25 protein-coding genes are annotated in these 26,604 nt (G+C 55.8%); 8 read left to right on the top strand and 17 right to left on the bottom strand.

Annotated elements, in window-relative coordinates; translation table 11 throughout:
* Positions 1-130 precede the first annotated feature (130 nt).
* From ACRWA7_RS34145 to ACRWA7_RS34125, 5 genes are all read left to right on the top strand, one after another.
* Positions 131-682: a phospholipase D family protein gene (locus tag ACRWA7_RS34145; protein ID WP_438396959.1), complete on the top strand. Its 552-nt coding sequence runs from the start codon at positions 131-133 to the stop codon at positions 680-682.
* A 363-nt stretch (positions 683-1,045) separates the two neighbouring features.
* Entirely contained in the window at positions 1,046-1,789 is a 744-nt protein-coding gene (locus tag ACRWA7_RS34140) for a hypothetical protein (protein WP_438396958.1), read from the top strand.
* 391 nt (positions 1,790-2,180) lie between these two features.
* Positions 2,181-2,519 carry a hypothetical protein gene (locus ACRWA7_RS34135; RefSeq protein ID WP_438396957.1) on the top strand — a complete coding sequence of 113 codons (339 nt, stop codon included), beginning with the start codon at positions 2,181-2,183 and terminating at the stop codon, positions 2,517-2,519.
* Between the two features lie 1,612 nt (positions 2,520-4,131).
* A complete protein-coding gene (locus ACRWA7_RS34130; RefSeq protein ID WP_438396956.1) occupies positions 4,132-4,419 on the top strand; it encodes an H-NS histone family protein in 288 nt (95 codons plus the stop codon).
* Between the two features lie 96 nt (positions 4,420-4,515).
* Positions 4,516-5,127 (top strand): hypothetical protein, encoded by a 612-nt coding sequence (locus ACRWA7_RS34125; protein WP_438396954.1) that lies wholly within the window; start codon positions 4,516-4,518, stop codon positions 5,125-5,127.
* A 174-nt stretch (positions 5,128-5,301) separates the two neighbouring features.
* Here ACRWA7_RS34125 and ACRWA7_RS34120 read toward each other — a convergent pair whose 3' ends face one another.
* The 6 genes from ACRWA7_RS34120 to ACRWA7_RS34095 all read right to left on the bottom strand — a co-directional run bounded on the left by ACRWA7_RS34120 (position 5,302) and on the right by ACRWA7_RS34095 (position 11,933).
* Positions 5,302-6,768, bottom strand: a complete 1,467-nt coding sequence (locus ACRWA7_RS34120; protein WP_438396953.1) for a UvrD-helicase domain-containing protein — start codon at positions 6,766-6,768, stop codon at positions 5,302-5,304.
* A 99-nt stretch (positions 6,769-6,867) separates the two neighbouring features.
* Positions 6,868-7,266, bottom strand: a complete 399-nt coding sequence (locus ACRWA7_RS34115) for a VOC family protein (RefSeq protein ID WP_438396951.1) — start codon at positions 7,264-7,266, stop codon at positions 6,868-6,870.
* Positions 7,267-7,608: 342 nt separating this feature from the next.
* On the bottom strand, positions 7,609-8,694 hold the full coding sequence (locus tag ACRWA7_RS34110) for an IS630-like element ISBmu8 family transposase (protein WP_438396950.1): 1,086 nt from the start codon (positions 8,692-8,694) through the stop codon (positions 7,609-7,611).
* A 100-nt stretch (positions 8,695-8,794) separates the two neighbouring features.
* Positions 8,795-10,495 carry a DUF4435 domain-containing protein gene (locus ACRWA7_RS34105; RefSeq protein ID WP_438396948.1) on the bottom strand — a complete coding sequence of 567 codons (1,701 nt, stop codon included), beginning with the start codon at positions 10,493-10,495 and terminating at the stop codon, positions 8,795-8,797.
* A 585-nt stretch (positions 10,496-11,080) separates the two neighbouring features.
* On the bottom strand, positions 11,081-11,422 hold the full coding sequence (locus tag ACRWA7_RS34100; protein WP_438396947.1) for a hypothetical protein: 342 nt from the start codon (positions 11,420-11,422) through the stop codon (positions 11,081-11,083).
* Positions 11,423-11,591: 169 nt separating this feature from the next.
* A complete protein-coding gene (locus tag ACRWA7_RS34095) occupies positions 11,592-11,933 on the bottom strand; it encodes a hypothetical protein (protein WP_438396945.1) in 342 nt (113 codons plus the stop codon).
* 371 nt (positions 11,934-12,304) lie between these two features.
* On the opposite strand from ACRWA7_RS34095, the gene flhD reads away from it, so the two are divergent.
* On the top strand, positions 12,305-12,604 hold the full coding sequence (flhD, locus tag ACRWA7_RS34090) for a flagellar transcriptional regulator FlhD (RefSeq protein WP_438397170.1): 300 nt from the start codon (positions 12,305-12,307) through the stop codon (positions 12,602-12,604).
* Between the two features lie 65 nt (positions 12,605-12,669).
* Complete coding sequence (locus tag ACRWA7_RS34085; RefSeq protein WP_438396944.1) at positions 12,670-12,876, top strand: hypothetical protein; 207 nt, start codon at positions 12,670-12,672, stop codon at positions 12,874-12,876.
* A gap of 212 nt (positions 12,877-13,088) precedes the next feature.
* Here the strand turns inward: ACRWA7_RS34085 and ACRWA7_RS34080 are convergent, their stop codons facing one another.
* The 9 genes from ACRWA7_RS34080 to ACRWA7_RS34040 form a co-directional block, all read right to left on the bottom strand.
* A complete protein-coding gene (locus tag ACRWA7_RS34080; protein WP_438396942.1) occupies positions 13,089-13,481 on the bottom strand; it encodes a hypothetical protein in 393 nt (130 codons plus the stop codon).
* 94 nt (positions 13,482-13,575) lie between these two features.
* Complete coding sequence (locus ACRWA7_RS34075; protein WP_438396941.1) at positions 13,576-14,031, bottom strand: hypothetical protein; 456 nt, start codon at positions 14,029-14,031, stop codon at positions 13,576-13,578.
* A 192-nt stretch (positions 14,032-14,223) separates the two neighbouring features.
* Positions 14,224-15,039: an exodeoxyribonuclease III gene (locus ACRWA7_RS34070; RefSeq protein ID WP_438396940.1), complete on the bottom strand. Its 816-nt coding sequence runs from the start codon at positions 15,037-15,039 to the stop codon at positions 14,224-14,226.
* Between the two features lie 52 nt (positions 15,040-15,091).
* Positions 15,092-15,517: a hypothetical protein gene (locus ACRWA7_RS34065; protein WP_438396939.1), complete on the bottom strand. Its 426-nt coding sequence runs from the start codon at positions 15,515-15,517 to the stop codon at positions 15,092-15,094.
* 20 nt (positions 15,518-15,537) lie between these two features.
* Positions 15,538-17,508 (bottom strand): DNA ligase D, encoded by a 1,971-nt coding sequence (ligD, locus tag ACRWA7_RS34060; protein WP_438396937.1) that lies wholly within the window; start codon positions 17,506-17,508, stop codon positions 15,538-15,540.
* 3 nt (positions 17,509-17,511) lie between these two features.
* Entirely contained in the window at positions 17,512-17,811 is a 300-nt protein-coding gene (locus ACRWA7_RS34055) for a hypothetical protein (RefSeq protein WP_438396936.1), read from the bottom strand.
* Positions 17,812-17,880: 69 nt separating this feature from the next.
* The gene (locus ACRWA7_RS34050) at positions 17,881-18,099 is read right to left on the bottom strand and encodes a hypothetical protein (RefSeq protein WP_438396934.1); all 219 of its coding nucleotides are present in this window, start codon (positions 18,097-18,099) and stop codon (positions 17,881-17,883) included.
* A 388-nt stretch (positions 18,100-18,487) separates the two neighbouring features.
* Positions 18,488-19,759, bottom strand: a complete 1,272-nt coding sequence (locus ACRWA7_RS34045; RefSeq protein ID WP_438396932.1) for a Y-family DNA polymerase — start codon at positions 19,757-19,759, stop codon at positions 18,488-18,490.
* Positions 19,756-20,199: a LexA family protein gene (locus ACRWA7_RS34040; RefSeq protein WP_438396931.1), complete on the bottom strand. Its 444-nt coding sequence runs from the start codon at positions 20,197-20,199 to the stop codon at positions 19,756-19,758. The genes ACRWA7_RS34045 and ACRWA7_RS34040 overlap by 4 nt, the downstream gene beginning before the upstream one ends.
* 90 nt (positions 20,200-20,289) lie before the next feature.
* Here ACRWA7_RS34040 and ACRWA7_RS34035 point away from each other — a divergent pair, with 90 nt between their 5' ends.
* Positions 20,290-20,583 (top strand): hypothetical protein, encoded by a 294-nt coding sequence (locus tag ACRWA7_RS34035; RefSeq protein ID WP_438396930.1) that lies wholly within the window; start codon positions 20,290-20,292, stop codon positions 20,581-20,583.
* 299 nt (positions 20,584-20,882) lie between these two features.
* On the opposite strand, the gene ACRWA7_RS34030 is transcribed toward ACRWA7_RS34035, so the two are convergent.
* Both ACRWA7_RS34030 and ACRWA7_RS34025 read right to left on the bottom strand, forming a co-directional pair.
* Positions 20,883-25,031, bottom strand: a complete 4,149-nt coding sequence (locus ACRWA7_RS34030) for a CheR family methyltransferase (protein WP_438396929.1) — start codon at positions 25,029-25,031, stop codon at positions 20,883-20,885.
* 598 nt (positions 25,032-25,629) lie between these two features.
* Positions 25,630-26,586, bottom strand: a complete 957-nt coding sequence (locus ACRWA7_RS34025; protein WP_438396928.1) for a tyrosine-type recombinase/integrase — start codon at positions 26,584-26,586, stop codon at positions 25,630-25,632.
* Between the last annotated feature and the right edge of the window lie 18 nt (positions 26,587-26,604).

Below are 26,604 nucleotides of genomic sequence, written 5' to 3'. Positions count from 1 at the left end.
CCGACACACGCTGGAGCGTGCACATTCATTGGACATGCAGCGCCTTCGTCGCTGCTGAGATCTGCCGAAGCCCCGCGATCCATTTGGACGCGGGGCTTCGGCAGTAAACCTTCCACTTAAAGGAATTAATATGAAGAGCTTTCGTTCATTCTGCGTTGCTATCGCGCTTGCAGCCTGTGCGGTCTTTCCGGCTTCTGCGTTCGCGGGCGATGCGGATGTGCAGGTCGCCTTTTCTCCCGATGGCGGTGGCGAGGCACTTGTCCTTTCAACGATTCAAAGTGCGCGGCAATCAATTCGGTTACTTGCCTATTCGTTTACGGCAGCGCCCGTGGTTCGAGCACTTATCGCGGCTAAACGGCGAGGGGTCGATGTGGCCGTTACGGTCGACTATCGAAACAACATTCAAGAGGATCGCAGCGGCAAGGCGCGTGCTGCGCTCGGTGCACTGGCCAATGCCAGCATTCCAGTGACGGTGGTGAGCGCATACCCCGCTCAGCACAGCAAATTTCTGACCGTCGACCGCGCTGTGATTCAGACAGGTTCGTATAACTACAGTCAGCAGGCAGCTTTGTACAACTCGGAAAACGTGATGGTGCTTCGTGGCCGGCCAGACATCGTGCGTGCTTATCTCTCGAACTGGAACGATGTAACCGCTCGAGGACAGCGGTACAGCGCGCAGTAGATCAACCATACACCTTTTGACCCAGCGGGTTCGCAGCCCGTTGGGGCTGCTCCGCTTCTTTCATGGAGCAACAATGGCTTACTCGTGCAGTGATTTCGCTGATGACGTCCTCAACACGCTCATCAGCCTAGGCTTGGTTGATCGTGATGCGATCGCAGACAACGACCCGCGGGCGCAGGCGGAAGTCGCGCTGAGGGCGATCGCCGAGCTGGCTCGTAGGTCTGCAGGCGCAGATCGGATTCTTGACGCAGCGGGCAAGGAAGTTCCGCAAGGGGTCCCGCGGCTATGACAATCGAGCACTCTGTTCCGCAATGGCTTGGGCCCTACGCACGCGGTGAAAAAGCAGGCTGGTCGCAAAATCACATGGCGTACGCTGATTATGGAGTTGATGGATCGGCCGACGATGGCGAGTGCGATGAACGCATTGTGATGCATCGCCCGCCCATAGTGGGCTATGCGAGCCGTACGGGAACCAGACGGAACCTCAATGCGTTGCGCGATGCCGGATGGCGCCTTCTCGTTTCCGCCAAAGGCGAACTGCGCACCGAGGGCATGCGGTACGCGCTTGACAATGGCGCGTGGTCGGCGTTTGTCCAGCAGCAGCCATTTGATGAGGACGCTTTTCTCCTCGCCGTAGATCGGCTTGGTGAGCGTGCAGATTGGATTGTGCTGCCGGACATCGTAGCGGGTGGTCTCGCGTCGTTGGAGTTTTCGTTGCGGTGGAAGGAAAAACTACGCGGCATGCCGACGAGGATGCTGCTCGCCGTGCAGAACGGGATGCAAATCGACGATGTTGCTAGCCTGCTGTCACCGGCTATCGGCATCTTTATTGGTGGCACGACCGAGTGGAAGGAAGCCACGGCGCAAGCCTGTGGTTCTGTTGCGCGACGGCGGCACTGTTACTTGCATGTTGGGCGGGTGAACTCGGCTCGTCGGATTTGCATTTGCGCGGCCGCCGGCGCTGATAGCTTTGACGGTTCTGGCGTTAGCAGGTACGCGAAGGCATTGCCGCGACTCGACCGTGCTACACGGCAAGGCGATCTGTTCGCCGCCGCGGACGATTCGCTTGAGGGAGCATGGCGAGCAACTGCTCAGCTGTTCTTGTAGCAACTTTCGACGATCCCCAAGGCGCTTGCTTTGGGAATTTTTTTGGACTGCCGTAGGTGCGCTGCATGTGCCTCCAGGTACTTTACAAGGTTGCTTGCGAGACGTGCCGGCAGTTAGGGCCGGATAACGGCGGCTTGTCACGTGACAGCCGCTGATCAGATTCGAATCGCAGCGTATTGAGACGACCATCCCCGGGAACGTTCGGGTTTGATCCGGCGCTATTGTTTGCCGCGTTATCTGATTAGGGTCTGCTCTCAAGATTTCGACTGGTATGCCGATATCACTTTGATACTTCGTCGGTAGATTTTAGTTGGGTCGCAGTAACGCCCGTGACGGTGCCGCTTCGAGGGTGGCAATAGTCAACGGTAAGTTTTAGGAAAGGAGAAGCAACATGAAAACTAAATATAGAACCGTCTCATTGGCGCAGGCCACCGCAATGTACTCAGGCAAGCTTATCAACGATTTTTCTATTAATCGGGTCCGTAGCGGGTGGGCGATTTTTTTGTTCATGGTAGGTAACGAAGAAATCACCGTTCTGCGCGACGACGAGCCGAACGCCGAAGAACCCGGAAAGATTTTCGACACTGCTGACGCGGCGCTGATTGCAGCCTACAAGATTGGGTTTGAGGTATTCTCGATTGGACAGTTTCGGCTAGGATTCGAATCAAACAAACATCTTCTAGAGTCGACTATGAATAGCCTCCGCAGAGCGGCTGGGAAAATAGAGTGATTGCGCCTAATTCGCTAGCGTAGCTTTAAACAGCGCATTCTTTAATGAAAAAACAAGGATACGCATGGCTCGCCGACGATATCAACGAAGAAGGCACCTCGCAGAAGCTATCAATCAGTCAAGTCCCGGAATGCAGAAAGTTTGGGCTGCGGTTATCGCTATCGCATTCGTGGTTGCGGTGGTCGCGATGGTCTCGCACTAAAACGGAAGAGACGTGGCGCGTTAGGAACTAACTGACGCTATGGATCATGCGTGGGATTAGCTTCGGGCGCTTCCAATAGCTTCGTCATCACATGTTGCGCAGCCTTGGCTTTCTGTTCTAAACGCGATCGCGGTGGTGCAAAAGACGCTTGATGATGCAACCCGCTTCATGCCTAGACGCCGAACCGAAGGTTCTTAGTACGGACATTCTCTTGCCTTATCATGCGGGAGATGAATCTAAATGGGTTCGTCATAGTCTTCACGACGCGGGTACGGACATTAACGATTGGTAGGAAAACCATCTTGGACAAGAGCGCACTGCAGCTGCTCACGGTCCGCCTTGGTCGCACAGCGGTCGGCGCCCCCACGGAGCACAACATGGGGGCCGCCGGTACCCTCGAGGCAGCAAGAGGGTTTTTGCAAGAACTTGATGTGCGCGGATTTCGCGTTAATACGAAAGAAGCTTTTTTGAGAATAAGCGACGCTAAAACGAACGACCTCGCTGCTCCGGTGCCACCTTCCACGCGGCACAAGACTTAGGAAGACGTATGTTACCAACGCTGTATCTCGTTGTTCGGCAGGAGCAATTCGAAGAGATAGCCCGGGGGGCGATAATGGAGGTATTACGCATAGTCGATCCATACTGGGACGTCCGGATCGCTCGAAAGAATTTCGCTAGGATCCTAGTTGCTTGTGGTGCCGACCGTGATAAGACATTGGAATTCCCCTGGCGCGGTTACGTTATCAAGCGAATCGGTCGGTCAGCGTTTATCGAGATGACTGAACTCACGCCGATGAGTAGCGCGAGCACGCTTAGAGTCTTCGCGATTCCCGTCGTTTCCACAATATCAACCGTACTGTGACCGCAAATCTGTAATAAGCGTGCGAGGATAAAGTTAGATTAGCCGTGTCCACAACTCAGCCGCCGCCGTTAGCTAATCTTCAGTGTCATAGATTAATAACCGTTTTAACCAATACATCGACGGGGATAACACGCACGCGCCCGGCCACGTTGGATGTGCCGCATCGGACTACGTTTGCTACGTTTGCCACGAAAAGGGAAGTGGCAAGGCCGTGCGTGTTTAGCTCCGCGAGAGTCTGAGCATGCATTGAGCGATAATCTGCGCTACGGGCGGAAATGAGCTGCTATGCACACGAGGTCATAGGGCGTCGCGTCAGTTATTGCAGGCTATGGTTTGGAACGGGCGAGAATTGCGAAGGGAGCAAGCAAAAATGAGAAAAGTCGGGTGTTGGTTAGCGTTTTTGTCGGTGGTCAGCCTGTTGATTTCGTTGACGGGTTGCAACACTATCGCTGGAGTGGGTGAGGATATATCCGGCTCCGCGAGGGCTGTTCAGCACTCACTTTAGATTTGTGCTGTGTCGTGAAATACTCATTGATTAAGGGTAACGATTGAACTACAAAGAATTGTTGGCTCAAGCTGCGGAACTAGAGCGTCAAATTGCTGAGGCTCGTGAAATCGAAGCGGAAGGCGCGTTGGCTGAAGTCAAAGCGAAGATCGCCGAATTTGGCTTTACTGCAGAGGATGTGTTCGCCGCAAAAAAACCGCGGAAACAGCGCGAATCACGCGGCCCCAAATATCGCGATCCTGAAACGGGCGCGACCTGGTCGGGCATGGGGCGGGAACCTCTGTGGATCAAGGGCAAAGACCGGACGGCTTTCACGGCAGAGAGCAACTGACAGTCGGCCGATAAGCGTATCGAGCTGTCTTCGCAATTGCCGTAAGTTGCCGGCGCCGAGCGCCGTTTGATAGATGGGGTCAGACGAGGGAGATACATGAGCCGGCAGAACGAGTTTCAAATCGTGTGCGGTTTGTGGCTATCTCCGGACTTCTCTGACGTGCTCGCGGGAGGGAAAGAACCACCGTGGGTCAATCATTCAAAGGTGGACTTTTCTACCCTGCATCGTTCCTTGTTAGAGTTGTTTCCTGCAGGTCCCCGCGTTGGGATTCAAGTTCCAAACGACGCCATTGCTCAAGTCGCCGTTTACGTCCGTCAAGTCGGCAAACCAGGGCGAACAATCCGCTGTGAGGACTTCGCCGCGACATTGCTGCAAGCTGCGAAGAGCGACGACAAGCGCATTATCGATGTGAGTACTTCTTGGTCGCTGCTGCACGCCCTTTCCGATCGCTCTAAGGCCCCTCCACCGGTAATTCTCCCATTTGTCGTAACGGCTTCAGACTTTGAAGATTCGATGGTCTGGATGGCGAGCGCCCGCCAGTTGCTGGGCCTGCCTGCTTTGTCCGACTTTGATAAACACGTGAAATACAGTGGAACATTGCCGGCGGGTTTCGTGCAACAAGTAAGCGCAATCTTTGGCTTACCGTATGAGCCGATGTGCGTTCTCGATTGCATGTGTATGGACGAACCATCCGCGACCACGTATTAGCAAAATATCGCGTGCTATAGAATGCTCCCGGTGAGGCGTAGGGCAGCCTCTAAGTCGGGCGCGCCCGTGCTTAAGGATGGCTCCAATATAGACCGTCCCCACAATCGCGCTTTTCCGGACAGATGCGGCGACCGTTTCGCGCACGCATATCCAATGCCAAGAGAACGGCGGCGGTCATCTACCAGACTTAAATATGCGAAGTAAATCGTCACGCAATTCAGAAACATCCATGACGTGCTGCGCGCGAGTCAGGGCTACATATAGCAGGCGCGTCTCGTCCTCCTCGAGCATGAGCCGTCCATCATTGTTTTTAAACCGGAAGTCGTTCGTTATCTTGACGCGCTTCCATTGGAGCCCCTTCGCGCGGTGCACGGTGGAGATGACATAGTCAGCTTTTGCCTCTGGCGTTACACGGGCTGCGAGTGATCGGAGATACGCCGTACCAAGTTCGTCGATAATCCTCACGATAGGCAGCAGATCGCGACCCACGGCGCTCCGTGCAAAAGATTGGACCTCCTTCCACGTTTCAAATAGTGCGAACGCTGCGGGCTTATAAGCTCTCCTTCCACTCAATAAAAGGTCAGCACCATCTGCAAAAGCGACGATCTCAGTGGGGTTCATACGAATTGCCGGCTTGTGACCTGCCTCGACGCCAGCCGCGAGCTGCCAGATTGCAGTGACATTTTTACGGCACAAAATTGCATCGACTGCTGGCGACACGCTCGGATCCTCTACCAAGATAGACCCGATCTTGTCTTGGCCACGTATCGGTGCCTTTTCGCCGAGGAGAGACAGGATACGGCTAGCCAGCACAGCGAACGTTTCTCCGAATCGGAAAGATTCGGTCAGGGCACGCTCCGTCGCATTTATCTGAGACATCGCGTTGACGGCGCCACGCCATTCATAGATCTGTTGATACGGATCGCCGACGTAAACAATCTGGGCATGATTTTGGATAGCAAGCGTGGCAAGCATGACTGCGTCGCTATCCTGGGCCTCGTCAAACAGAATAAAGTCTGAGTCGATCCGTGGTTTCGTTTCTGCCCACACTTTCAGATATACGTCAGGCACGATAGCGCTGCGGCCGCGAGGGTCGATACTTTCGTTCCATAAACGCACGACGCTTGGTAGCAAGAACACACGTAGCGAGTGCGCAGCATGTTCGTGGACTTTTTCATCAACGGGAATGTGAAATGGTTCCGGGTGCGGCTCTGATGACCGACAGAAGCGGCCAAGCCCGTCGGCGATCATTCTGCCGACCTCAAACGGAGTGATCTCGACCATCTTGCCGGTGATTAGCTCGGCTTCGATCGACCCGAGGCCATAGCGCTCAGCTAACTCGTGGGGCGGCTCCGCCGGTAGATTCACGCGCGCCGTAAGGCTTGATGGAACCGAAGAGTAGGCGAGAGAGTGAACAGTTCGCGCGCTGACATTTGACGGAAATGCATGGCGGGCGTGATCAGCGATCTCTCTGTTGAATGCGAGGTAGCTGCCGCGTCGGTCTGACAACTCCTGGGCAATCAACCTCAGGGTAGAGGTTTTGCCAGCGCCTGCATATGCTTTAACCTTTAGGTCGTCGCCCGCGCGAACCGCGTCAACAACAGCGACTTGTTCGTTGGTTGGCGTGAACAACGATGGCATGGATAGATGAGAGGGTTAGAAGGTTAGGACAGTGTGCATGATTTTAAGAGTTCGCTATCGGTATTGAGCACGTTGCCCCTCGCAATAACCCCGCTGTTGTCAGCCTTGGACGGTGTGACATACAACCTCCACACGATTACCAGCCGGATCGAAAAGGAACGCTGCGTAGTAGTTGCTATGGTAGTGAGGCCGAAGCCCTGGTTCACCATCCGAACGCCCCCCAGCAGCGAGGCCAGCCGAAAAGAATGCGTCCACTTGTTCGCGAGACACTGCCTTGAAGCACCAATGGCGCTTGTTCACATCGACCCTGCTTGAATCTTGGTGGACAGCTAGGCACGTCGATTCCGTGTCAACCGCTGTGCAGCGCTCTCCATAACCGAGGGCGTTGGAGCGGTCGTAGACCTTAGTTGCCCCCAGTGCCGTCATGATCGAATCGTAGAACGGACGTGCTGCCTCAAGGTCGGGAACGCCGATCGAAACATGATCGAGAAGCTGCATTGATTTTTGCTCCAGTCATAGTTTAGGCAGTTACCATAATACTTAGCAGAGCGATTATCTCGTACTGGTTGGCATCGGCCGACGTTCGAATGTCCGAACTTGTGAAAGGCAAATGGCCGGAGTAGATCGCGCGGCATCAGTTCGTGCATCAAAACCAACGTCAAAAACCGGTCAGTGGGTTTCGCTTCTCTGTAGCGGCCAGGCGTCAATGCGTACTTCCGACCCTGAGCAGCCAATGGCTCATCCACGAGTCGTGCGGCCGCTCACGAGTTAGTATGAGACGTCCGACTGCGCGTGTCGTCTCTACCTTCAGCCCGCGAGGACGCACGCTAGTGGTGTGCGTCAAACGGATTGCATCTTATTAAGTTTGGCCCTGGCACGTGTGACTTTCGCGAGGATGTCGGAGGCTTTTGCTGTCCAGATGAATGGTTTCGGATGACGATTGTGCTTCTGCACGTACTGTTCGATGGTGCTGACCAATTCGGGTACCGAATGGAACGCCGCACGTCGCAACTGGTTCACTGATAAGTCACGAAAGAAGCGTTCGACCATGTTGAGCCAAGAAGCACTGGTGGGCGTGAAATGCATGTGGAATCGCGGGTGCTTGGCAATCCATGCCTGTACTTCTGGGTGCTTATGGGTTGCATAGTTGTCAGCGATCAAATGCAACTCGCGGTCCTTGGGCGTGTTGCGATCGATCTTGCGCAAGAAGCTCAGCCACTCCTGGTGACGATGTTTAGTCTGGCACTGGCCAATGACACTGCCATCGAGCGTGTTCATCGCGGCAAACAGCGTCGTCACACCATGGCGCTTGTAATCGTGCGTCATCGTTTGAGCGCGACCTCGCTTGAGCGGCAAGCCCGGCTGGGTCCGATCAAGCGCCTGGATCTGGGACTTCTCATCGCAGCACAGGACCAAGGCGTGCTCCGGGGGATCGAGATACAGCCCGACGATGTCCTCGAGTTTCTCGGCAAAGTGCTTGTCGTTCGATACCTTGAAGCTCTCTAACCGATGCGGCTTGAGGCCATGCGCCTGCCAGATGCGTCGCACGCTCGCCTCGCTTATGCCGGCCACCGCTGCCATGCTGCGTGTGCTCCAATGCGTCGCGTTATCCGGACGTTGCTGCGTCGTCAGTGCCACAACGGTCTTGACCTTGCGCGCGGAGATCTGCGGCTTGCGCCCGGGTCGCGTCTCATCCCGCTCGATTCCCGTCACACCGTCAGCTATAAAGCGAGCGCGCCAGCGTGCTACTGTGCCTCGCCAGATAGCCAGGTCCGCACCGATCTCTTTGTCTGTCTTGCCCTGCGCTGCGAGCAAAATCATCTTGGCGCGCTCAGCCAGTCGAACCGGAATCGTCCGGCCAGTAGCCCACGTCTTCAACTGTTTGCGCTGTGCTTCACTTAGCTCAACTTTCGCCGCGATTCGCATGAGTTCTCCCTCCGTATCAAGGAGACTCGTAAATCGCGATTAAGTTGCATTATTTGTAACGCACTACACTAGTAGCGTCTGCCGAGCAGCGGGGGACCTGTCAGACGATAGTGCTCGCAGGCTCCGCGCCCGCAGCGTCTTCAGTCGGCTTCACAGGTATCTTGTGTTTAAAATCGCCGAAGTACGGTCGCACGGCTTCCCGAATCGCGTGCACGCCATCACCGGTCGCCATTCGCAGCACGAGCGCCGGAAGCTCCTTATTTGCAAGGCCAATCGTGGCTCCGATTTGCGAGGCCAACGATTTTCGATTGTAATATTTAAGTAGTCCGTTGTAGTCGTTTTGAGAAATCAACGAAACAAACAATCCCTCTGTTTCGGAATATAGAACGGAAACATCAATGTCCGCTACCGTCTGCTTGACCGCGTCGTCGAGGGCACCCGGACCCTTCGCCTTAACGTCGAAAAGATTCAAACGATATTTGATCTCGGCGGCAACGCGCATCGAAACCTGCGTCTCGAGCTCCGCGTTCAGACGTTCGAAGGCGAGTTTGGCGATCTTATCGAAATCAATCTGTGCATCTCTTGCCAAGCGCGTTGAGCAGAGCGCTAAGACTTCACGGGTGCAAAAGAGATTTTCGACTTCTGCCACGTCGAGCACATGGATGCCGTCCTTTCCAAGTGCCTGTATTTCTTCATCGCCTCGCCGGTCACGGTCTATAACGCCTACTATGTCGAGGTGATGAAATTGCTTGTTATCTCGAAGCGCACGGACGCCTGCGATAACGGCACTGCAACTGCCTCGTGGCATTACAAGGCACTCAGGTAGAAGCGCACGATACAGAGCAACGTCGTGGCTGCCGTTGTCGCCTTCGACGAACACGACCGGTTTGCGACTTCCCATGATTTCAAGTAGCAGGTCGTCCGGCATGTCGTCAACGTCGTCGATTGTGGCCCAATCCCAAGATGCGCCGTCGAAGCCTTTCAGCCAGAGCTTCGTTGCCGCAACCTGCGAAGCAGCAAAGTCAACGTCATGTGTTATGTAAACGAAAAGACAATCTGCCCGCAAGTTTTCAATCGCATTCCATAAGGGCGATTGCAGCGATTTATGCAGATGAACTTCCGGCTCGTCTACGATGATGATTCCGCTCTTTGGAGCTGCCAGACATTGACCAACCAAATAAAATAGAACGCGCTCGCCGTCGCTCATCTGAGAAGCTTTGTAGGGCGTGCCGTCAGAGTTTGCTACCTTGGTATGTAGTTCTGCTCCGCCGAGCACCAGTTCGCGATGGGGTAAAAGCGTCTCCCACAAATTTTTGATCTGTTCAAGCTTCGTAACTGGCGGGGGTATTCGTTTTTTAGATAGCCGTGAGTCAGCTAGGTACTTCGCGCTCACGTCGGCCTGCTCGGAAAACAGGTAAACCATCAATTTAGGGAAATCGTTGAGCATGTGAACCGGCCCACTGCTGCCCCAGCGGTTGACCGATTTGTATCCTGCGGGATTTTGGTCCTCCGTCGCCTTGCCATAGCCGTAGATTAAATCGGACTCTGCAATCGTGAGAGAAATAAGCTGCGAGCTATCGGGCATGGTCAACGATCTTTGTGCAGATACACGAAGCGTTGATTCCTTCTGCGGCGAATATAGATCGATCCACGTGCCTAAACGGGTCTTCCCGCTACCGTTCGCGCCTACAATCACCACCGACTTCTGTACGTCAAGGGCCGTGCACTTATCGGCAGGCCATTCACTGTTTTGGTCAAACGCCACACCGGCTTTCGGCAAGACGAACGTCCGCGATTGCATCCGTATCTCCTCTGTGCTGTTTCGCATGGGCAGGAAAACTCTGGGGCTTCAATTTAATTCCCTGTAACGGAGGCATCGTAACCTCTTACCGATGTCCCAATGGGATCAGCAAGTCGAGAAAGCTCCAAGAGGCGATTTTCCTCCAGCCCGGGGAATGAATGGCTGGTTTTTCAGAAGGAGCAGTCCACACGAGCGACCTAGCAACGGCGAAGGAACGACTGTTCGTGGCCGGGTTGAGGCTGTGCCCTCGGCATTTCGCTCGCCGCGAAGCGGCCGTTGAGCTAGAAACAGCGGTAGCTTGGCTGATCACACTGAACTCCGACCTTGACCGGCAGCTCCTGGTCGCCCGTGTGAGTTCGGCGACGGCTGCTTATTCAACCTGAGTTCGCGAAAGGTAGATTCGGCTGACATCCGATTCCAAGAAAGTCATCTGACGGGAGCAGGTTGATTTCTCGAATAACGGTACCCCAGAAAAAAGACGATAAAAGCGGCACCGCACACAGGTCAACGGGAAAAGTGTCAGTGCGGCATCGGCATTGGACCATTGAACCCATTTGTTGGGCACAAGCCGGTTAATCCAACTTACTAATATGAGCACGCTACAGCATGGCGTGCCGCAGCCGCTCCTCGAACAAAGTCGCGAATTTCGATCCACTCTTGTTCGTCAAAATAAGTATCGCGGTAACCAGCGATCTTCACTGCATATTCAGCGAAGTCAGCCGCATCCGGCGGTGCCTCCGCATCAAGAGCTGCCAATGAGGAAGGATCGATCCGCAATTGCTGCCAACCATCCCTATCGAGATCGCGCTGCACATCGAGCCATCGTGCTGCTAAGCGCATCACCAAGAATGAAGCCGACGCGCTATTCAAACAAACAGTCGGTATTCGAGTTACGTAAAGCTTGCAAGTGGCTTTTTGTTCGCTCATTTTGCTTCGCTAAGGCTGGGATGGGATCAAAGCATCAGGTGGTAGTTGATGCCGTCGACGATGTGGCAACGTAAAGGCGCTAGGCGAGACCGTCGAAAGGCTTAAAGGGAATTTCGTGCTCACGTCTTAAGGCGGTTGTGGACTCAGACTTCTCCTTTCTCGGTTAGCCTTAAGCGTCGACAAGTTCTGGATCGGTGTGATCATCATCGCCGTCGCGTTTCGTTGATTGTTGCGAGGTCGCCGGCATTAATCCTTGTAATGCGCCCTGACGCAGCCTTTGTCCGACCAGCAGCAATCGCACCTTTTCTAGGGCGACGAGCTTACCTAGCTTTTCGGTGCTCCAAACGCGCTGGATACTTTCGAAATAATCCTCGATGTCATGGATCACGCGGCGGCCATACTGAATCTCGAGGAGAAGCCGCTCGATGTCTTTTTCGCCGCGGTGTCGCCGCCACAGCGCCCGCATCTCTCCAAGCCCGACCGGTTCAAAAGGAGGAAGACGTGCGGGCATTGGAACAATCCTAAAAACACTGTATGTAGTATCACATGAGAGTTTCAACTTCCACGTCTTGTGACGGCCGAGAGGTTTCCCTCGGTCTCTTTCGTTGCCAAGGATCGAACAATGTCACAAAGTCGTGACACTTTGACACTTCGATGCTATGACGTTATGACGTCATGAAATCAAAATGGCTATTGGGGTTACGGGAATAAGTAAGGGATACCGAACTGCTGGTCAGGATCGAAATATAGTTGTCAGGCCCGTTGCGAAACAATCAGAAGAAACTGAAAATGGCATCGTGTTACTAGTTGTAACTTGATTCCGGTATCATTTGCCGGTCGCTTCGATTAGGTTTGGTTTGATTTGGTTTGATGGATAAGGCTATGACTTTCGCAAATGATTCCGCCGATTCGATCCGGGAAATTAATCTTTCATACGTTCTGCTTGCGCAGAAAATGCTCCGTTCCGACCGCGCAGTTGGCGAGGCTCGGCTCGGACTCTCTGGTCAGGTGGCCGACATCCTTATTGATCTGTCGATGGCGCAGGTCGTGAAGCTTGCAGCCGCGCCACATTTGCTTTGTGCTTTCCGGTTCGATGACCAGTCCATGCTGTCGTCATTGTCTCGCGAAGACGGTCATCGTAAGGCTGAGCCTGCGGAGTCATTGCTGTCCCTGACTCATTAACAGCAATTCACAACACGGGATTCCGTGTGAATAGTTTGCGGTGGCGGCCAAGAGGCGGGGATGGAATGGACAGTGAGTTGCCGTTGTTTGGTGATGCCGACCTAAGCGCAAAAGCGAGCGCTCTTGCTCAAACAGTCATTTCAATCCGCTCCGCACAGGGGAAAAGCCTGCCTCGAGATCTACTCCTCGGCTCACTTGAATGGGAGACCGCCGCGCTCGAATTTGTTAGGGATGTCGAGCGTGTCTTAGCAGGCGAGAGCGATCAAACCTAATATTGATCATAGTAGGCGGTAGCCCACCGCCGAGCACATTCCACCGCCTCGTCACAGGTCGAGAAGGTTCCTAAATCCGACGCATACTTTTCTTGCTCGACGTTCTCGTCTGGCTCAAGGCGCTTGAGCCGAGCACGGGCCCGAAAACCCGTCGCGGTTACTTGAGGCGAAGCTTCAACGCTGGCCATCTTGTACAAAAAGTTCACAGATCATTAAATGTCGTCGTTTTGGGGCTGCAAGCCTAGCGCCTGCAGCGCTTTCGCATAATAGCGGTCCTGCTCCTCGCACAGCCGGCTAACTTCTTGAGGCGTTGTTGCGCGTCTCAGCACTCCCGCATCAATCTGAAAATACTGTGCCATCGCTCTATAAGCGGGTCCAGCCGGAAAATATACAGCTAAATATCGATCTTCTCCCTGCAGGTTATTCCAGACGATAATCGCAAGGTCCCATTCGCAGACACCACAAATATTTTCGATCGCGCGCGAGTCTAGTGCGGCCGCTTCAATTTTTTCCTTCGCGATGGAATGCAGAAGGGTTTTTTCGAATACGCGCACAAGGCCCCGCTCTGCAGTCATGAGTTCGACCGTAACAACGCATTGCTTCATTGAGAATTGTCCTTCGTTGTAGAGCGGCGAGGCAAATCGCCGCTGGATGGCCGGCTTGATAGACGTCGCGCCGGTAGGCTCGCGCCGAGGACGATTAACGCAAAGCGTTCTCGACGGCCGCGCTCAAGGCGTGACGTTTTGTGGGCAGCGCGAAGAAGCGGACCGAACTGCCGACGACGTCTTTAGCATCAATGCTGACGGCCTGATTCTTACCGGAACCCTGAAGCGCAGACCGGTTGCCACGCTGATGAAATTCGTTCGCATCGAAGTCGATCGGATATTCGAATACGCCGTCATTTGCCTCAATGACCAGATGCACGTGATCGATGCGAACACCGATGAAATGAACGTCGATGATCCGGTTAAGGGCAGCGTCGATTGCTACATCGATTTCCTGAGGGGACAAAGCTGGGTTGGTGAAACGAGCAAGATGAATGACCGCGCGCATGTCGGTCCCGTCGTCGAAACTTGCGATCCGGTAGCGAGCGACAGCAGGAGTGCGGTCGATCTTAGGGTAGATCAGGTCGATGAAGTTTCCTTGATAGATCATGATTCGCCTTTCGGTAATGCGTAAGACCCAAATGTCAGACGCACAACCCAAGCTACTCATGGTCACGCGAAGTCAAGGCAGCGGAGCGGCGATCATCATGGCGTTTTCACGTCGTCCCAGTGGGAGGGAATGCCGTCGGCATGGATTGCTCAGGCTCCTCGACAGATGCTCCGCATCCCGTGAACGACGACTTTATTTTGGGATTTCCGTTTTCCGAGCCGCCTCATGCGACATGATTTCGATCCAGGTCGGACCGTGGTCGCTGGCGTTCGGAAGGTCGCGAACCCAAACGTCGACGGATGCGTCGGCAAGGCGCGGCGCGAGCGCCGGACTAAGCAAGAGATGATCGATCCTTAAACCGAAATTGGTCCCGCGGTGCCGGCGGACATAATCCCAGTACGTATAAACTCGCTCATCCCCGTGCACGCTGCGCAGCGCGTCGGTCCATCCTTGATCCACGAGGCGCTGAAAGCATTGCCGGCTCTCGGGTTGTAGCAAAGCATTCTCACGCCACGAGCGAGGGTTATAAATATCCTCGTCTGTGGGAACAACGTTGTAGTCGCCGGCGAGTACAACGGGGTGACCGCTATCCATCAGATACTGCGCGTATTCGATCAGCCGTTCGAACCACGCGAGCTTATAGTCGAACTTGGGGCCGGGGCGAGGATTGCCGTTTGGCAGATAAAGGCACCCGACAAGAACGCCTGACACCGCAGCCTCGATATAACGGCTTTGCTTGTCAGCGCGATGCCCAGGCAGGCCTCGGCGGCTTTCGATGGGATCTGAACCCTTGCTCAAGATTGCAACGCCATTCCAAGCGCTTTGCCCGTGCCATATTGCGCCGTAGCCGGCGTCGTTGATCGCCTTGATCGGAAACGCGGAATCGACAGCCTTCAATTCTTGCAGGCAGACGATGTCGGGCGACGCCTCGGCCAACCAAGTCAGCAACGACGGAAGGCGCGAACGAACTCCGTTGATGTTGAACGTAGCGATCTTCATTTTCGGCACGCTCCCTATCACCTCAAGCGGATCGTGACATCTCGGTCAACGGCCAACATGATCAATGCGCAGTGAGCGGAGATACCGCAACGCTTTGCCCGGACGGCTCCTCAGGTACCTGATCCAAACCGTCGGCAAACCATGGCACTTGCTGTCGGAGCTCAGAGACGTAGCTTTCCCAGCCGCTTTGGTTTCCGTGAAAGAGATCGTGCTGCACCAGGTTCGCGAGCAGCGGCCGGTTGATCGATTCATCAAGCAGCAGCTTCGGCCAGAGGAAAAATGCGCTCGCGGCTCGTTTCGCGAACTCGTACGGGGTGATTTCCGCATCGACCATACGCAGGATCAAAAAGCTCATCAGGGATTCTTCTTGCCCGAATGCCTCGCCCACGGTGTTGAAACCGTTTGCGCATTTCATCACGCACGCAGATGCTTCCAGTACGTCGCCTAAATGGAGCAGCAGGGCGCGTCTCTCGATTCCATCGTCCATCGTTTCTCCGTTGTGCATTGCTATTTAAGGTCGATCGCTCTTTTCATGGCGACGGTCAATCCCTGCCGACAGCGGGCATATCCTTGCCACGGGTCGGCGCCCAAGGTTCGCTGGCGTTTGATCGCGCTGTGAATAGTCCACTGGTCGGCGGCCTTGATTTCTGGCAGTTCCTCCCAGGCGATCGGCATCGAGACGCCCATGCCGGAACGTGCGCGCGCGGAGAAGGCAGAAACCGTACTCGCGCCTTTACTATTACGCAGGTAGTCGATGAAGATTTTCCCAACACGGTTCTTCGGACCCAGCACAGCAGAAAATCGGTCGGGCATTACCTTGGCCATGTGTCGGGAGATCCCTTGCGAAAAAGTTTTCACTTCATCCCACCCTTGGCGCCGCGTAAGTGGAATGACGATGTGATAACCCTTGCCACCGCTGGTCTTGATAAATGACTTCAGTCCAACCTCATCGAGCAGCACTTTGACCAACTGGGCGGCCTCCGTCATCATTTTCCATGACAAGCTTGGATCGGGATCCAAATCGAGTACGAATCGGTCAGGATGTTCCAGGTCCGGTTGCACGGCATTCCAACTGTGAAGCTCGATGACATTCATTTGCGCCAATCCGATGAGCGCTTCGGGCACGTCAACGGCCAGCAAAGACGGATGATTCGGGTGCAGGGCGACGGGCAGCTTAGTGATCCCCGGGATGCGCATCCGTTCCTCGTGTTTTTGGAAGAATAGTTCGCCTTCGATGCCGTCCGGCGCGCGTACGAGCGAGACTGGCCTGTCTTGCAGATAGGGCAACGCCCACTCGGCAATCTCATCGTAATACCGGACCAGGTCGATCTTCTTCATGCCGGTCACCGGGTCGATCACGCGATCGGCGTTGGAGATTTTCTGGCCAGATAGCGTGACGTTGCCGCGGCGGCCCGGCTGAACACGCGTCGAGCCAGTTTGCTCCTCGACCGGCTCTCCGTTCTCAACGTCGACTACCGGCTCCTCGGTCACAGCGGCAGCAGGCTTATCCTCGCGCATTCCATGAAACACCGGGTGCCGAACTTCGCCGTTTGGTGTCCACTCGAGAAACGATAATTCTGCAACCAGCCGGGGCTCCAGCCATACGTGATCACGGTCTTTTTCGGGCGCAGGCGGGTTGTAACAGGCGCTTTTTTCGCGCACCAAGCCCTTTGCCTTTTTTTCAAGCGCGGCGATCTGCGAAGGGCGCAAATTCTGCTGTGCCGTACCAGCAAATCGGAACGATCCGTCCGGCTCGTACACGCCGAGCAACAATGCACGGATACCGGTTTTCGCGCCCCGCAGGCGTGTGAATCCAGCAACGACAAACTCTTGTCTGAGCAGGCACTTGAGCTTCACCCAATCGGTTGAGCGTCCAGAGCGATAGGGTGCGTCCGCCCGCTTTCCGATGATTCCCTCGAGCTTCATCTTGCACGCCGACGCCACGAGCGATTCGGGGTCTTGCGCGAAGTCCTCCGAGTATCTCAATGCATCGGTATGGACTTCGCCAAGTAACTTGGCCAAGAGCTCACGCCGTGTTTTGAGCGGCTGTCCTCTGAAGTCTGTTCCGTTCAGGTACAGTAGGTCGAAAAAGAACAACACGATTTCTGCAGTGCTACGACGGTCGAATGCATTCTGAAGCGCATTGAAATTGGGCATGCCTGCCGCGTCGAGCACAACTGCTTCGCCATCAAGCCACAAGTTGTCGACGGGAAGGGTCTTAAGCGCCGCACAAAGTTTTGGCATGCGATCGGACCAATCATGCCCATTGCGGGTAAAAAGCTGTACGGAACCAGTTTCGACGCGCGCAAGCATGCGGTATCCATCGAACTTGATTTCGTATGACCAGTCCCCGTCAGTAGGCGGGCGATTGACGAGCGTGGCCAGCTGCGGCTCGATCAGTAAAGGAGTTACGCCTGGCGGTTCCTTCGCGGCGCGTCTGGGCGGTTTCTTGTTTGCATTATTCCATCGCCCGGCCATGGACTAGCGCTCCGTGGTTTTGCTCATTCCGGAGTCTAACCAGGCGACGAGATCCGGGCGTAACGAAAATTCAGGATTTTCGAACCAATGCGTCAGATGCTCGTGGGCATCTCCGAGGAAGTGATCATCAAGTTCGAAGCGGCCCTCGAACCCGGGATGATCGGCGATCAAATGCGCGCCTACTACCTCTTGGCTATCCCAAAAGATTACGGTATGTTGGGTGATATCGGCAGTCGTGCCGAGCGGCCGATCTTTGAGGGTTGCCGTAAATTCGTCTTTAAGGTGAGCGAGATCCATGTTCATCGGTGGGCTCCGCAAGCAACAGAAACGATTGTTAACAATGGCTGCAGCAGAGACCCACTGCGATCGGGGTCACTTACCTTCGCTACCCTTCAAGTCGCCATGTCTGCGCGAATGTGTTGCGCCATATTTCAGCTCAAAGTGTGCGCCTTTGCCGCTTCGAGTGGGCGGAAAGTGCTCGCCTTCTACACACGTTACTTCAAACGTTCCCTTCCCGTCCTCGTGGACCACCGAGTAAATGCCGGAAACTTTCACGATATCGCCGGGCTTATAAGAATTGTCGCCTGCCATAATTTGTAACTCCGATAGTTGGTTCAGGGGATCAGCAAGCGCCGTTCCGAAGCCTGGCATTCATAGCGGACACATCATTGCGGGGCGGATCGAAACAGACAAAAAACTTAGCCGCCCGACTTTTCATATGCGGGCATGGAAGTCGCTTGGCTACAGCAAACTAAGTGAGGCTTCCATGACACTGTTCCACAAACGCAAAGCGGTTTCTCAGGGAACTGCTAACAGTCGGTCTGATCGATGGATTGCCGTTAAGTTGGTAGGAGCCGGCATGGCTGTACCGATCGCGGCTCTCGCAACGCGGGCCATCGGACACTTGTGCTAATAGTTAAATGCGGCAGATGAATACCCACGCTTTTATAGCCGCGTGAGGACGGCGGATTTAAGATCGTCATCGCACTTTCGGAAGCGCGGCCCAGTCGGTCGTATAACAGGGACTGCGCCGGTCTTGATTCATGTGCCACGTCCGGCGCTGCTCAATCGCGCCAATCTTCATGGTGCCTCGGCCATACTTGTCGTTGATCGCATCGAGCGCGACCATTAGCTTGGCCTGACGTGTCGCGTCCCGCCCAAAGAGCTGCCCTTGCTCGACCGACGTCGCCTGTAGCTCATGAAGCAGCACGCCTGCCTTCGCGTACCGGAATCCTTCGCGGTATATCTGGCGCAGTCCGAGAAGGGCAGAGTCTACGAGCGTAAGTGTGTCGGACGTCGGTGACACAAGCGGAACATTGATCGCGCGGCTGTATTGCGGGTCGTCTTTTTTGAACGGGCTCGTGCGAATAAACACCTGTACCTGGTTGGCCTTTAATTCTTGGCGACGCAACCGTTGCGCGGCTGTCGCGACAAATTGCGTCACTGCCTGGCTAAGCTCGTCGAACGTATAAACGACGTGGCCAAAGCTACGCGAACACAGGACCTGTTTTTGGGGCTGGCTAGCATCTTCGAATCCATAACACGCGATGCCGTTTAGTTCGAGCAACGTTCGTTCGAGAACGACCGAGAATTGCTTTCGGATGAAAGAAGGGCTCACTTGTTTAAACTGCAAGACTGATTCGATGCCCATTTCCTTCAGGCGCGCACCGATCTTACGTCCCACGCCCCAGACCTCATCGACATCAACAAGAGCAAAGATGCTATCGCGCTCCTCAGCGTTCAGCGTACCGATATCACACACTCCGTTCCAGGCGCGGCCGACGTTTTTCTTGGCTAGGTGGTTCGCCATTTTTGCCAGCGTTTTCGTGGGGCCAATCCCGATGCAGGTTGGGATACCCACCCATTGCAACACCTGAGCACGAATTTGAAGCGCGTAAGCGGTCAAGTCAAAGCGAAATCCGCCAAGGTCGAGAAAACATTCATCGATCGAGTAGATCTCTTGCACCGGTGAATACTGGCCGATCACCGACATCATTCGATCGCTCAAGTCTGCGTAGAGTGCGTAGTTCGAGCTCAATCCAATCAAGCCGTGGGTCCGCTCCAGTTCACGAAGTTGGAACCAAGGTTGTCCCATCGTTATTTTGAGCGCTTTGGCTTCTTGAGACCTAGCGACTGCGCACCCGTCGTTGTTGCTAAGCACAACGACCGGTTTTCCGATGAGCGATAGGTTGAAGCACCGCTCGCAGGAGACATAGAAATTATTGCCGTCAATCAAAGCGAACGTTGTCATCGTTGCTTCCGAGGATGAAGCAACTGCCGCAGATTCCACGTGACTACGCCCCAGACCGTCATCTCTTGACCTTCGACAAACGTAATCGGTGCATACGCCGGGTTCGCAGCGTGCAAGCGCACGATCCCCGCCCGTTTGTACAAGCGCTTCACCGTGAACTCGTCGTCAATGCATGCAAGAACGATACGTCCATGGGCTGCTTCGACCGATCGATCAACGATCAGACGGTCACCATCGAAGATCCGAGCATCGACCATCGAATCGCCTTCAACTTGAAATAGGAAAGTCGCGATTGGATTCAGGACCAGTACGTCATTCAGGTCGATACGCTTTTGCGTGTGGTCCTGTGCGGGGCTCGGAAAGCCCGCAGGCACCTTGGCCAGCACTTCAATAAGGTATGAGCCGTCAGCATCATCGGTAATTGGGATAGGGCGGCTCATAGACAGAAATAACTGTATGGATGTACAGTATTCTATAACGACGTTTTGGTGTTACGTTTTGGCCCTTTTATTGCGTATCGGAGATTCTTCATGAGTGGAACAGCGCAACGCAAATCACATCCCATGCCTGAGATGGCGGCGTTCGTTGCAAATCTGCGTAGCGCGTTTGGCGCTTCTATCGACGAGGCCGTAGCCCGAGGGAAAGCGGGAGAGCCGACGTTTTATGCGCGTGAGAATGGGCGTGTCGTGGGTACGCCATCGGTCGAGGAACACAACAAGTGGGCTGTCGGTACGGATGTGTTGAATCGCCGCTTCTGTAGAGGGTGTGACGGAAGCTGCGTCGGTACCTCCACGCGGTGCAGTCTAAGGAACACGGTCGTGTGATTGCGCTACCAACGGCTGTGATCGGACAGGTAACCCTTTCGTTCGCGATCTTGTAGAGTTGCAGTGGGCGACGGCATGGGTCCGCGCCGTAGCGGGAGAAGCCTGCCCAAGGGCGCTGACTGCTCTTTCAACTTCAGAAATGACGGGCACGGTTGACTGTTGCCGACCCGTTTCTGCCGTTCACCTTCCGGCAGTACGGATGGCCCTTTTTGCAATGCAGCGGTCATTCGGCGTCCCCGCACTGGGTCAACCGGATATGAAACCCGCCGCAAACAATACGCTGTCGCAGCGCCGACTTGCTATGGTTTCCGCGGCAAGTTCGTTCCGAGCACCCCCAGTAACGCACTCAACGTTACCGGTTTTCCAATATGCGCATCAAAGCCGGCACGCAACGCACGCGCAGCATCCTGATCACGCCCGAACCCCGTCAGCGCTATGGCTGAAACTTTCGCGGTATTGGGCTGCTTGCGCAGTGCTTCGATCAGTTCGTACCCGCTCATTTCGGGCATGGCGATGTCCGACAGGATCAGATCGAACTGACGATCCATCGCCAGGGCAACCGCTTTGCGCGCACTGGACTCCGCGGTGACCTCTGCGCCTTCGAGTTCGAGCAGCGCGCCAAACGCCTCGAGGCCTTCGATCGAATCATCGACTAGCAGGACCCTCAGCCCCTTGAGAATGCTCGGGTCGGGGACGCCCGTCGACTTCGCGCGCGTGGCATAAGGCGAATTCTTGGGTAACCACAAGCGGAAACAGGCGCCTCGACCGATCCCTGCCGATTCACCTTCAATCCTCCCACCATGCATTTCGGCCAGTTGCTTCGTCAGAGACAGACCGATCCCCAGTCCGCTGCTATCCCGTTTGACGCTCCCTTCCGCCTGACTGAACATGTCGAAGACCTTGGGCAGGAACTCCGGCGCAATGCCCTTGCCCGAGTCTTTCACCTCGATACAGGCGAAGCGATTATCTTCGGTCAGCACCACCCTGACACTGCCCCCACGAGGCGTGAATTTCAGAGCGTTGCGAAGAAGATTCCATAACATCTGTTCGACGCGCACGGAATCAGCCTGGATGACAAGCGCCGTGTCGATCCGCGACGTACTCAGGGCGATGCCGCTATTCCTTGCATCGTTGGCGCAGGCTTCCGTTACAGAGCGAACGATGGCCGCAAGGTCGACGTCGGCGAAATTCAGCGCGAGCTTACCCGTGCGCACCCGAGACAAGTCGAGAAGATCGTCGATGATCTTCGCCTGACTGATCACCGAGCGCTGAATGGCCTCAGCCGCACTCTGTACCAGAGGAATGCGCCGTGCATCCGGCGCACGACTGAGCAGCTCAGCCTTTACGTGGATGAGGTTCAGCGGATTCTTGAGTTCGTGTGACAGTACGGCGAAGAACTCGTCCTTCTGGCGATTGACCGATTCGGCTTGTGCGCGCGTCGCACGCTCCACCTCGAGCTGCAACTGCTGCTGACTCTCCACGCTCTTCCTGTCGGTCATGTCACGAACGATCTTGGCCAATCCGGTGAAGCCTTCGCTAGTGATCGTGGTCATTACCCCGCTGCAGTAGATTCGCCGGCCGTCTTTGCGTTGATGCCACCGTTCGTCTTCCGCCCGACCAATCGTCCTTGCGGTCTCCCGTTCCCGGAGTGCGACATCTTGTGCTCGATCCTCCGGCGTGAAGATCAGATCGACGGGCTTGCCCAGCACCTCCTGTTCGTCATAACCAAACACTCGCTGCGCGCCCCTGTTCCAGCTCACGATCCTGCCGTCCGAGTCCTGCACGATGATCGCGTAGTCGTCGGTGGCGAGTGCGGCAAGCTTAAGCCGTTCCTCTCCCAGGCGCACCTCGTGCTGGGCCGCGCGTCGTTCCGTGATGTCGATCAACGTCAACACCATGCCGTCAATGCGGTCTTCGGCGGTACGGTAAGGCAGCAGCCGAATTAGATACCATTCGCCGCTCGTCGTGCCGACTTCGCGCTGCGTGATCTGCAGACTTTGGAAAGTAGCGCTCGCGTCGGCGGCCAGTTCCGGATAAATCAGGCGATGCGTCAGGTCGAACAGGGAACGTCCGATGTCCGTTTCGATCAGGTTGAACAACCTGACAGCGGGTGCCGTAAATCGCTTGATGCGCATGTCGCTGTCGACAAAGATCGTGGCGATGCCCGTCGACGCAATGAGGTTTTGCAAATCGTCGTTGGCCTTCGCCGTTTCTTCGACCTTGAGCTGAAGGGCGCCGTTGACGGTGATAAGTTCCTCGTTGACCGACTGGAGCTCTTCCTTGCTTGTTTCGAGTTCTTCGGTCGCCGAGCGCATCTCTTCGTTGATCGCCTGAAGTTCTTCGTTCGAAGCCTTCAGTTCCTCGTTCGATGCGTTGGATTGCTCGATGCTCAGTTGCAGCAGTTCCTTGGTGCGATGCAATTCGCCCTCGAGATGTGCGACGACGGGATCCCGATCCGCACTGTCTTGCGCCGCCGCGTCGGGCCGGGTCGTCTCATCGACCTCATCGAAGAAAATCGTGCAGAACACGGTCGAGTTCGTCGCGTCGTTGAACGGACGAACCGTCATGTTCACGTAGGAATGCGCGGCGCCGCGGGAGAACCGCACCCGCTCGGCGTCGACGCTCCTGCCGTTCTGCAGCGCTTGAAAAAGCGCGGTGCGTAATTCGAGCCCCAAGTCGGGGTTGATGAGCGTGAGCAGATTATGCGAGGGCTCGCCGCCGACATATCGCAGGAATCGCCCGACGTCGTCGGACATGTGCAGGATCTCCGCGTTGCGGTCCACCAGCACGCTCGGCGGTGCGTAGCGTTCGATCGCCTGCTGATGAAGGCTCGCGAAAGTCAGGCTGGTCGAGTCGTGCATGGGTGTCGGTGCGAGCGCACGCGGCGCGGTTGACTGGTTGCCGGTCACAGCCGGCGACGAGATCACGGGGACTCTCGTGGGCAGCGTCCTCGCCCGATAGATTCGATTTTTCTTGTCGACCGTGCTGAACAGATCGTCCGCGGTGTCGACCGACTCCGAGGTCCCCAGAAACAGCAAACCGCCAGGCTGAAGCGCGAAATGGAAAGTTTCGAGCACCTGACGCTGCACGGTCCGGTCGAGATAGATCAGCAGGTTGCGGCACGACACGAGATCGAGATGCGAGAACGGCGGATCGCGCAGCACGTTGTGAGGCGCGAACAGAACACTGTCGCGCAGCGCCTTGTTAACGATATAGCGGCCGCGCTCGAGCGTAAAGAAACGCCGCAGGCGCGAGGGCGGGATGTCGGTCAGAATCGACTCCGGGTAGCTGCCCGTGCGCGCGAGTTCGATCGCCTGCTGGTCGAGGTCCGTTGCAAATATCTGAAGTCTCGGTAACTCAGCACCCTCCGCCTTGCGCTCGCTAAACAGCATGGCGAGCGAGTAGGCCTCTTCACCTGTGGAACATCCAGCCACCCATACGCGAAGGGGATCGGCCTCCACCTTGCTCGTTATGATTGCAGGCACGACTTCGCGCTCGACGGCCTCGAACGCCTCACGGTCGCGAAAGAAGTTCGTCACGCCAATGAGCATGTCGCGAAGCAGCGCGCCTGTTTCTTCCGGATGCGTTTCGACGAAGCGCTGATAGGCCAGCAGGTCCGGCAGGCCGTTGACCTGCAAACGACGCTCGATTCGCCTCAGTACGGTTGCACGCTTGTAGTGCCGGAAGTCATGGCCGGTGCGAATGCGCAGCGTTTTCAGAATGCGATGCAGCGCGTGTTCTGCCGAGGCCGTTCCGTCCTCCGTTGCGTCAAGTACCGCCTCTGCTGGCTCGCCCTCGGCTAACGGCAAGGTAATCGAACGGGCGTTCTCATTCAATTCGATCAGCTTCTGCGGGATGTCGGCAACCGGAAGCACGATATCGACCTGGCCGGTTGCCATCGCATTGGCCGGCATCTCTGCATACTCGGCATCTTCCGGCGACTGGGCCAGCGTGACTCCGCCACACTCCTTAATGCGGCCAATGCCTATCGCGCCGTCGCTGCCCGACCCGGACAGAATGACGCTGATCGCACGCTCGCCGTGTGCCTCGGCGAGGCTGCGGAAGAAGAGGTCGATCGCAACCGCCCCCCCCCCGTGCCTCCGCTCTGCTGGCGTTGCGGACAAATAGCCATCGGTCATCGACAGCGCGGTCGCCGGGGAAATCAGATATACATGGTTTTTTTCGATGGGCGTGGCCTCGGTCACCTGCGAGACCGGCATCCCTGTGACCCGCCGCAGAACATTGTCGGCCTGGCTTTCGTGCGAAGGCGAGAGGTGCAGCACGACCACGAACGCCATGCCTGGATCCCGTGGCACGTGTTCAAAGAATCGGATCAGGGCCTGAATGCCGCCTGCAGATGCACCAATGCCGACGACGGGAAAATCGAGCGCCGAAGCCGCACGAGGCGCTGCCGTCTGATTGCCCGCAGCATGAACTGGCTTTTTCATCTGACGAAGAAATTGAGGTAGGTTTGATGTTAGTTTAAGCCGATCTGACATACGTGGGAGCCGACAAGATTCGCCCCGCCGGTGCCGTGCTCGCTCCGGTCGAGGACGTACACCGAGCCAACGTCAGAGCGTCGACATACTATCTTGCGCAAGGGCTTTGCCATGAACGAAAGAGGGCGGCTGACGCGGGAGTGGAAATCGATAGGACCGGCCATTCCATCTTGGTGAGTCGGAACGGCTCGATCATCAAACGAGTTGGCAGCGACAGTCCGAAGACAAGACATTGGCTAATACAGCGGCCGATCCGTTCGCGGCGCATTCGCCCCGACGCCAACATGAGCGTTCATGTCCACCTTAAGGTCGAAGTGGACCGACACACGACTAGGCAGGAAAGAAGACGAATGACCGGTTGCTGCGAGGAACAGGCATTAGGAAGGCCGTGGGCTTCTCTTTTTGAACGTCCGAAAATGGCCGCAAGCAGCCGCACGCTACCGGAGCAGTGCGGGCCTGCCAGTCCCACCAATTCCTGTGTCCGTGGATTAAGCCGGGCTCTGTCCGCGCCTTCGCGCGGCTCTGTAATGCAACGAACACACTCGATCTAAAGCCGGATTGACCGGTCTACGCCTTCATCGAGACGCTGCTCCAGGGATAGGTCTAGCGTCTGGCGCAATCTTGCAGCGGTCCGATGGCTCGACAGCCCGAGCAGATTACTGACTTGCTCGTTGGTGCCTCCCATTGCGATATGCCGACGCCCATACGTGTTTCGAAGAAGGCGGGGGCTCATATCAGCCGCTGTTACGTTGATCTTACCTAGCGCGCTTCTGACGCACTTTCCTAAGGTGTCGTCTTTCATCGGTTTGCCCGTTGCTGTTGCCACGAACAAGTAGCGAGTCGAGCATGCAAGCAACCGCCGCGCTGAAACGTACTCGCGAAGAACATCGACGCAGAATGGCTCGAGTGGCACACGCCGAGCGATGCGCGGTCCACGTTTCTCGATGTACACATCAGGTCGAAGACCCGCAACGTCCAGGTCATCAAGGTCAAGTTGCCTGCATTCGGCCGACGTAATACCGGTACCTAAAAACAGGGCGACGATCGCCACGCTTCGAAGCGTTTTGAACGGAGCATCTGCTGGAGCGACACACACATCTTGCAGGCGTTTGTCGTCGTCCTCCGATAGGAAGACCGGAGTGGGCTCGTCGTCTGGCCAAGCCTGGCCAACGAGCATCAACGAAGCGGGGTTGTCTTTGCGAACCTTCATTGCTACAAGGTGACGTGAGACGCGATCAATCAGCTTGAGGTAACGGAGCTGCGTCGTCGTATCTGGGCGCGCTTCATGGACAAGCGCGTTAAAGAAATTGTCGATCTCTGCCGAGCCGAAGGTAGCCACCGTCTTGCCGTGGGTCGCAAGGTGTCGGTGGAATCGCGCGAACATAGATCGATGTTGAGTGATTGACTGTTCAGCAAATGGCCGCCGGTCCGCGCCGACAGCGTCGTTTCGCTGCCATTCGTCGTACGCGGCTTGGGGGTCGTCTAGCCAACCGAAGTCGTTCATAAAATAGATATACTGGAA

It is taken from the genome of Caballeronia sp. DA-9 (assembly GCF_051615025.1).
GTDB lineage: Bacteria > Pseudomonadota > Gammaproteobacteria > Burkholderiales > Burkholderiaceae > Caballeronia > Caballeronia sordidicola.
The sequence above is the reverse complement of the archived record's forward strand: the minus strand, read 5'-3'. Positions and strand labels throughout refer to the sequence as shown.

Bases quoted from the DNA above. Each gene is read 5' to 3' on its own strand.
- ACRWA7_RS34105 (WP_438396948.1), bottom strand. From the start codon at position 10,495: ATGCAATCGCGGACGTTCGTCTTGCCGAAAGCCGGTGTGGCGTTTGAC.
- ACRWA7_RS34035 (WP_438396930.1), top strand. From the start codon at position 20,290: ATGAGTGGAACAGCGCAACGCAAATCACATCCCATGCCTGAGATGGCG.
- flhD (WP_438397170.1), top strand. From the start codon at position 12,305: ATGACTTTCGCAAATGATTCCGCCGATTCGATCCGGGAAATTAATCTT.
- ACRWA7_RS34145 (WP_438396959.1), top strand. From the start codon at position 131: ATGAAGAGCTTTCGTTCATTCTGCGTTGCTATCGCGCTTGCAGCCTGT.
- ACRWA7_RS34045 (WP_438396932.1), bottom strand. From the start codon at position 19,759: ATGACAACGTTCGCTTTGATTGACGGCAATAATTTCTATGTCTCCTGC.
- ACRWA7_RS34115 (WP_438396951.1), bottom strand. From the start codon at position 7,266: ATGCAGCTTCTCGATCATGTTTCGATCGGCGTTCCCGACCTTGAGGCA.
- ACRWA7_RS34075 (WP_438396941.1), bottom strand. From the start codon at position 14,031: ATGATCTATCAAGGAAACTTCATCGACCTGATCTACCCTAAGATCGAC.
- ACRWA7_RS34025 (WP_438396928.1), bottom strand. From the start codon at position 26,586: ATGAACGACTTCGGTTGGCTAGACGACCCCCAAGCCGCGTACGACGAA.
- ACRWA7_RS34120 (WP_438396953.1), bottom strand. From the start codon at position 6,768: ATGCCATCGTTGTTCACGCCAACCAACGAACAAGTCGCTGTTGTTGAC.
- ACRWA7_RS34100 (WP_438396947.1), bottom strand. From the start codon at position 11,422: ATGAGCGAACAAAAAGCCACTTGCAAGCTTTACGTAACTCGAATACCG.
- ACRWA7_RS34080 (WP_438396942.1), bottom strand. From the start codon at position 13,481: ATGAAGCAATGCGTTGTTACGGTCGAACTCATGACTGCAGAGCGGGGC.
- ACRWA7_RS34050 (WP_438396934.1), bottom strand. From the start codon at position 18,099: ATGGCAGGCGACAATTCTTATAAGCCCGGCGATATCGTGAAAGTTTCC.
- ACRWA7_RS34085 (WP_438396944.1), top strand. From the start codon at position 12,670: ATGGACAGTGAGTTGCCGTTGTTTGGTGATGCCGACCTAAGCGCAAAA.
- ACRWA7_RS34055 (WP_438396936.1), bottom strand. From the start codon at position 17,811: ATGAACATGGATCTCGCTCACCTTAAAGACGAATTTACGGCAACCCTC.
- ACRWA7_RS34125 (WP_438396954.1), top strand. From the start codon at position 4,516: ATGAGCCGGCAGAACGAGTTTCAAATCGTGTGCGGTTTGTGGCTATCT.
- ACRWA7_RS34095 (WP_438396945.1), bottom strand. From the start codon at position 11,933: ATGCCCGCACGTCTTCCTCCTTTTGAACCGGTCGGGCTTGGAGAGATG.
- ACRWA7_RS34110 (WP_438396950.1), bottom strand. From the start codon at position 8,694: ATGCGAATCGCGGCGAAAGTTGAGCTAAGTGAAGCACAGCGCAAACAG.
- ACRWA7_RS34040 (WP_438396931.1), bottom strand. From the start codon at position 20,199: ATGAGCCGCCCTATCCCAATTACCGATGATGCTGACGGCTCATACCTT.
- ACRWA7_RS34030 (WP_438396929.1), bottom strand. From the start codon at position 25,031: ATGAAAAAGCCAGTTCATGCTGCGGGCAATCAGACGGCAGCGCCTCGT.
- ACRWA7_RS34140 (WP_438396958.1), top strand. From the start codon at position 1,046: ATGGCGTACGCTGATTATGGAGTTGATGGATCGGCCGACGATGGCGAG.
- ACRWA7_RS34065 (WP_438396939.1), bottom strand. From the start codon at position 15,517: ATGGACGATGGAATCGAGAGACGCGCCCTGCTGCTCCATTTAGGCGAC.
- ligD (WP_438396937.1), bottom strand. From the start codon at position 17,508: ATGGCCGGGCGATGGAATAATGCAAACAAGAAACCGCCCAGACGCGCC.
- ACRWA7_RS34135 (WP_438396957.1), top strand. From the start codon at position 2,181: ATGAAAACTAAATATAGAACCGTCTCATTGGCGCAGGCCACCGCAATG.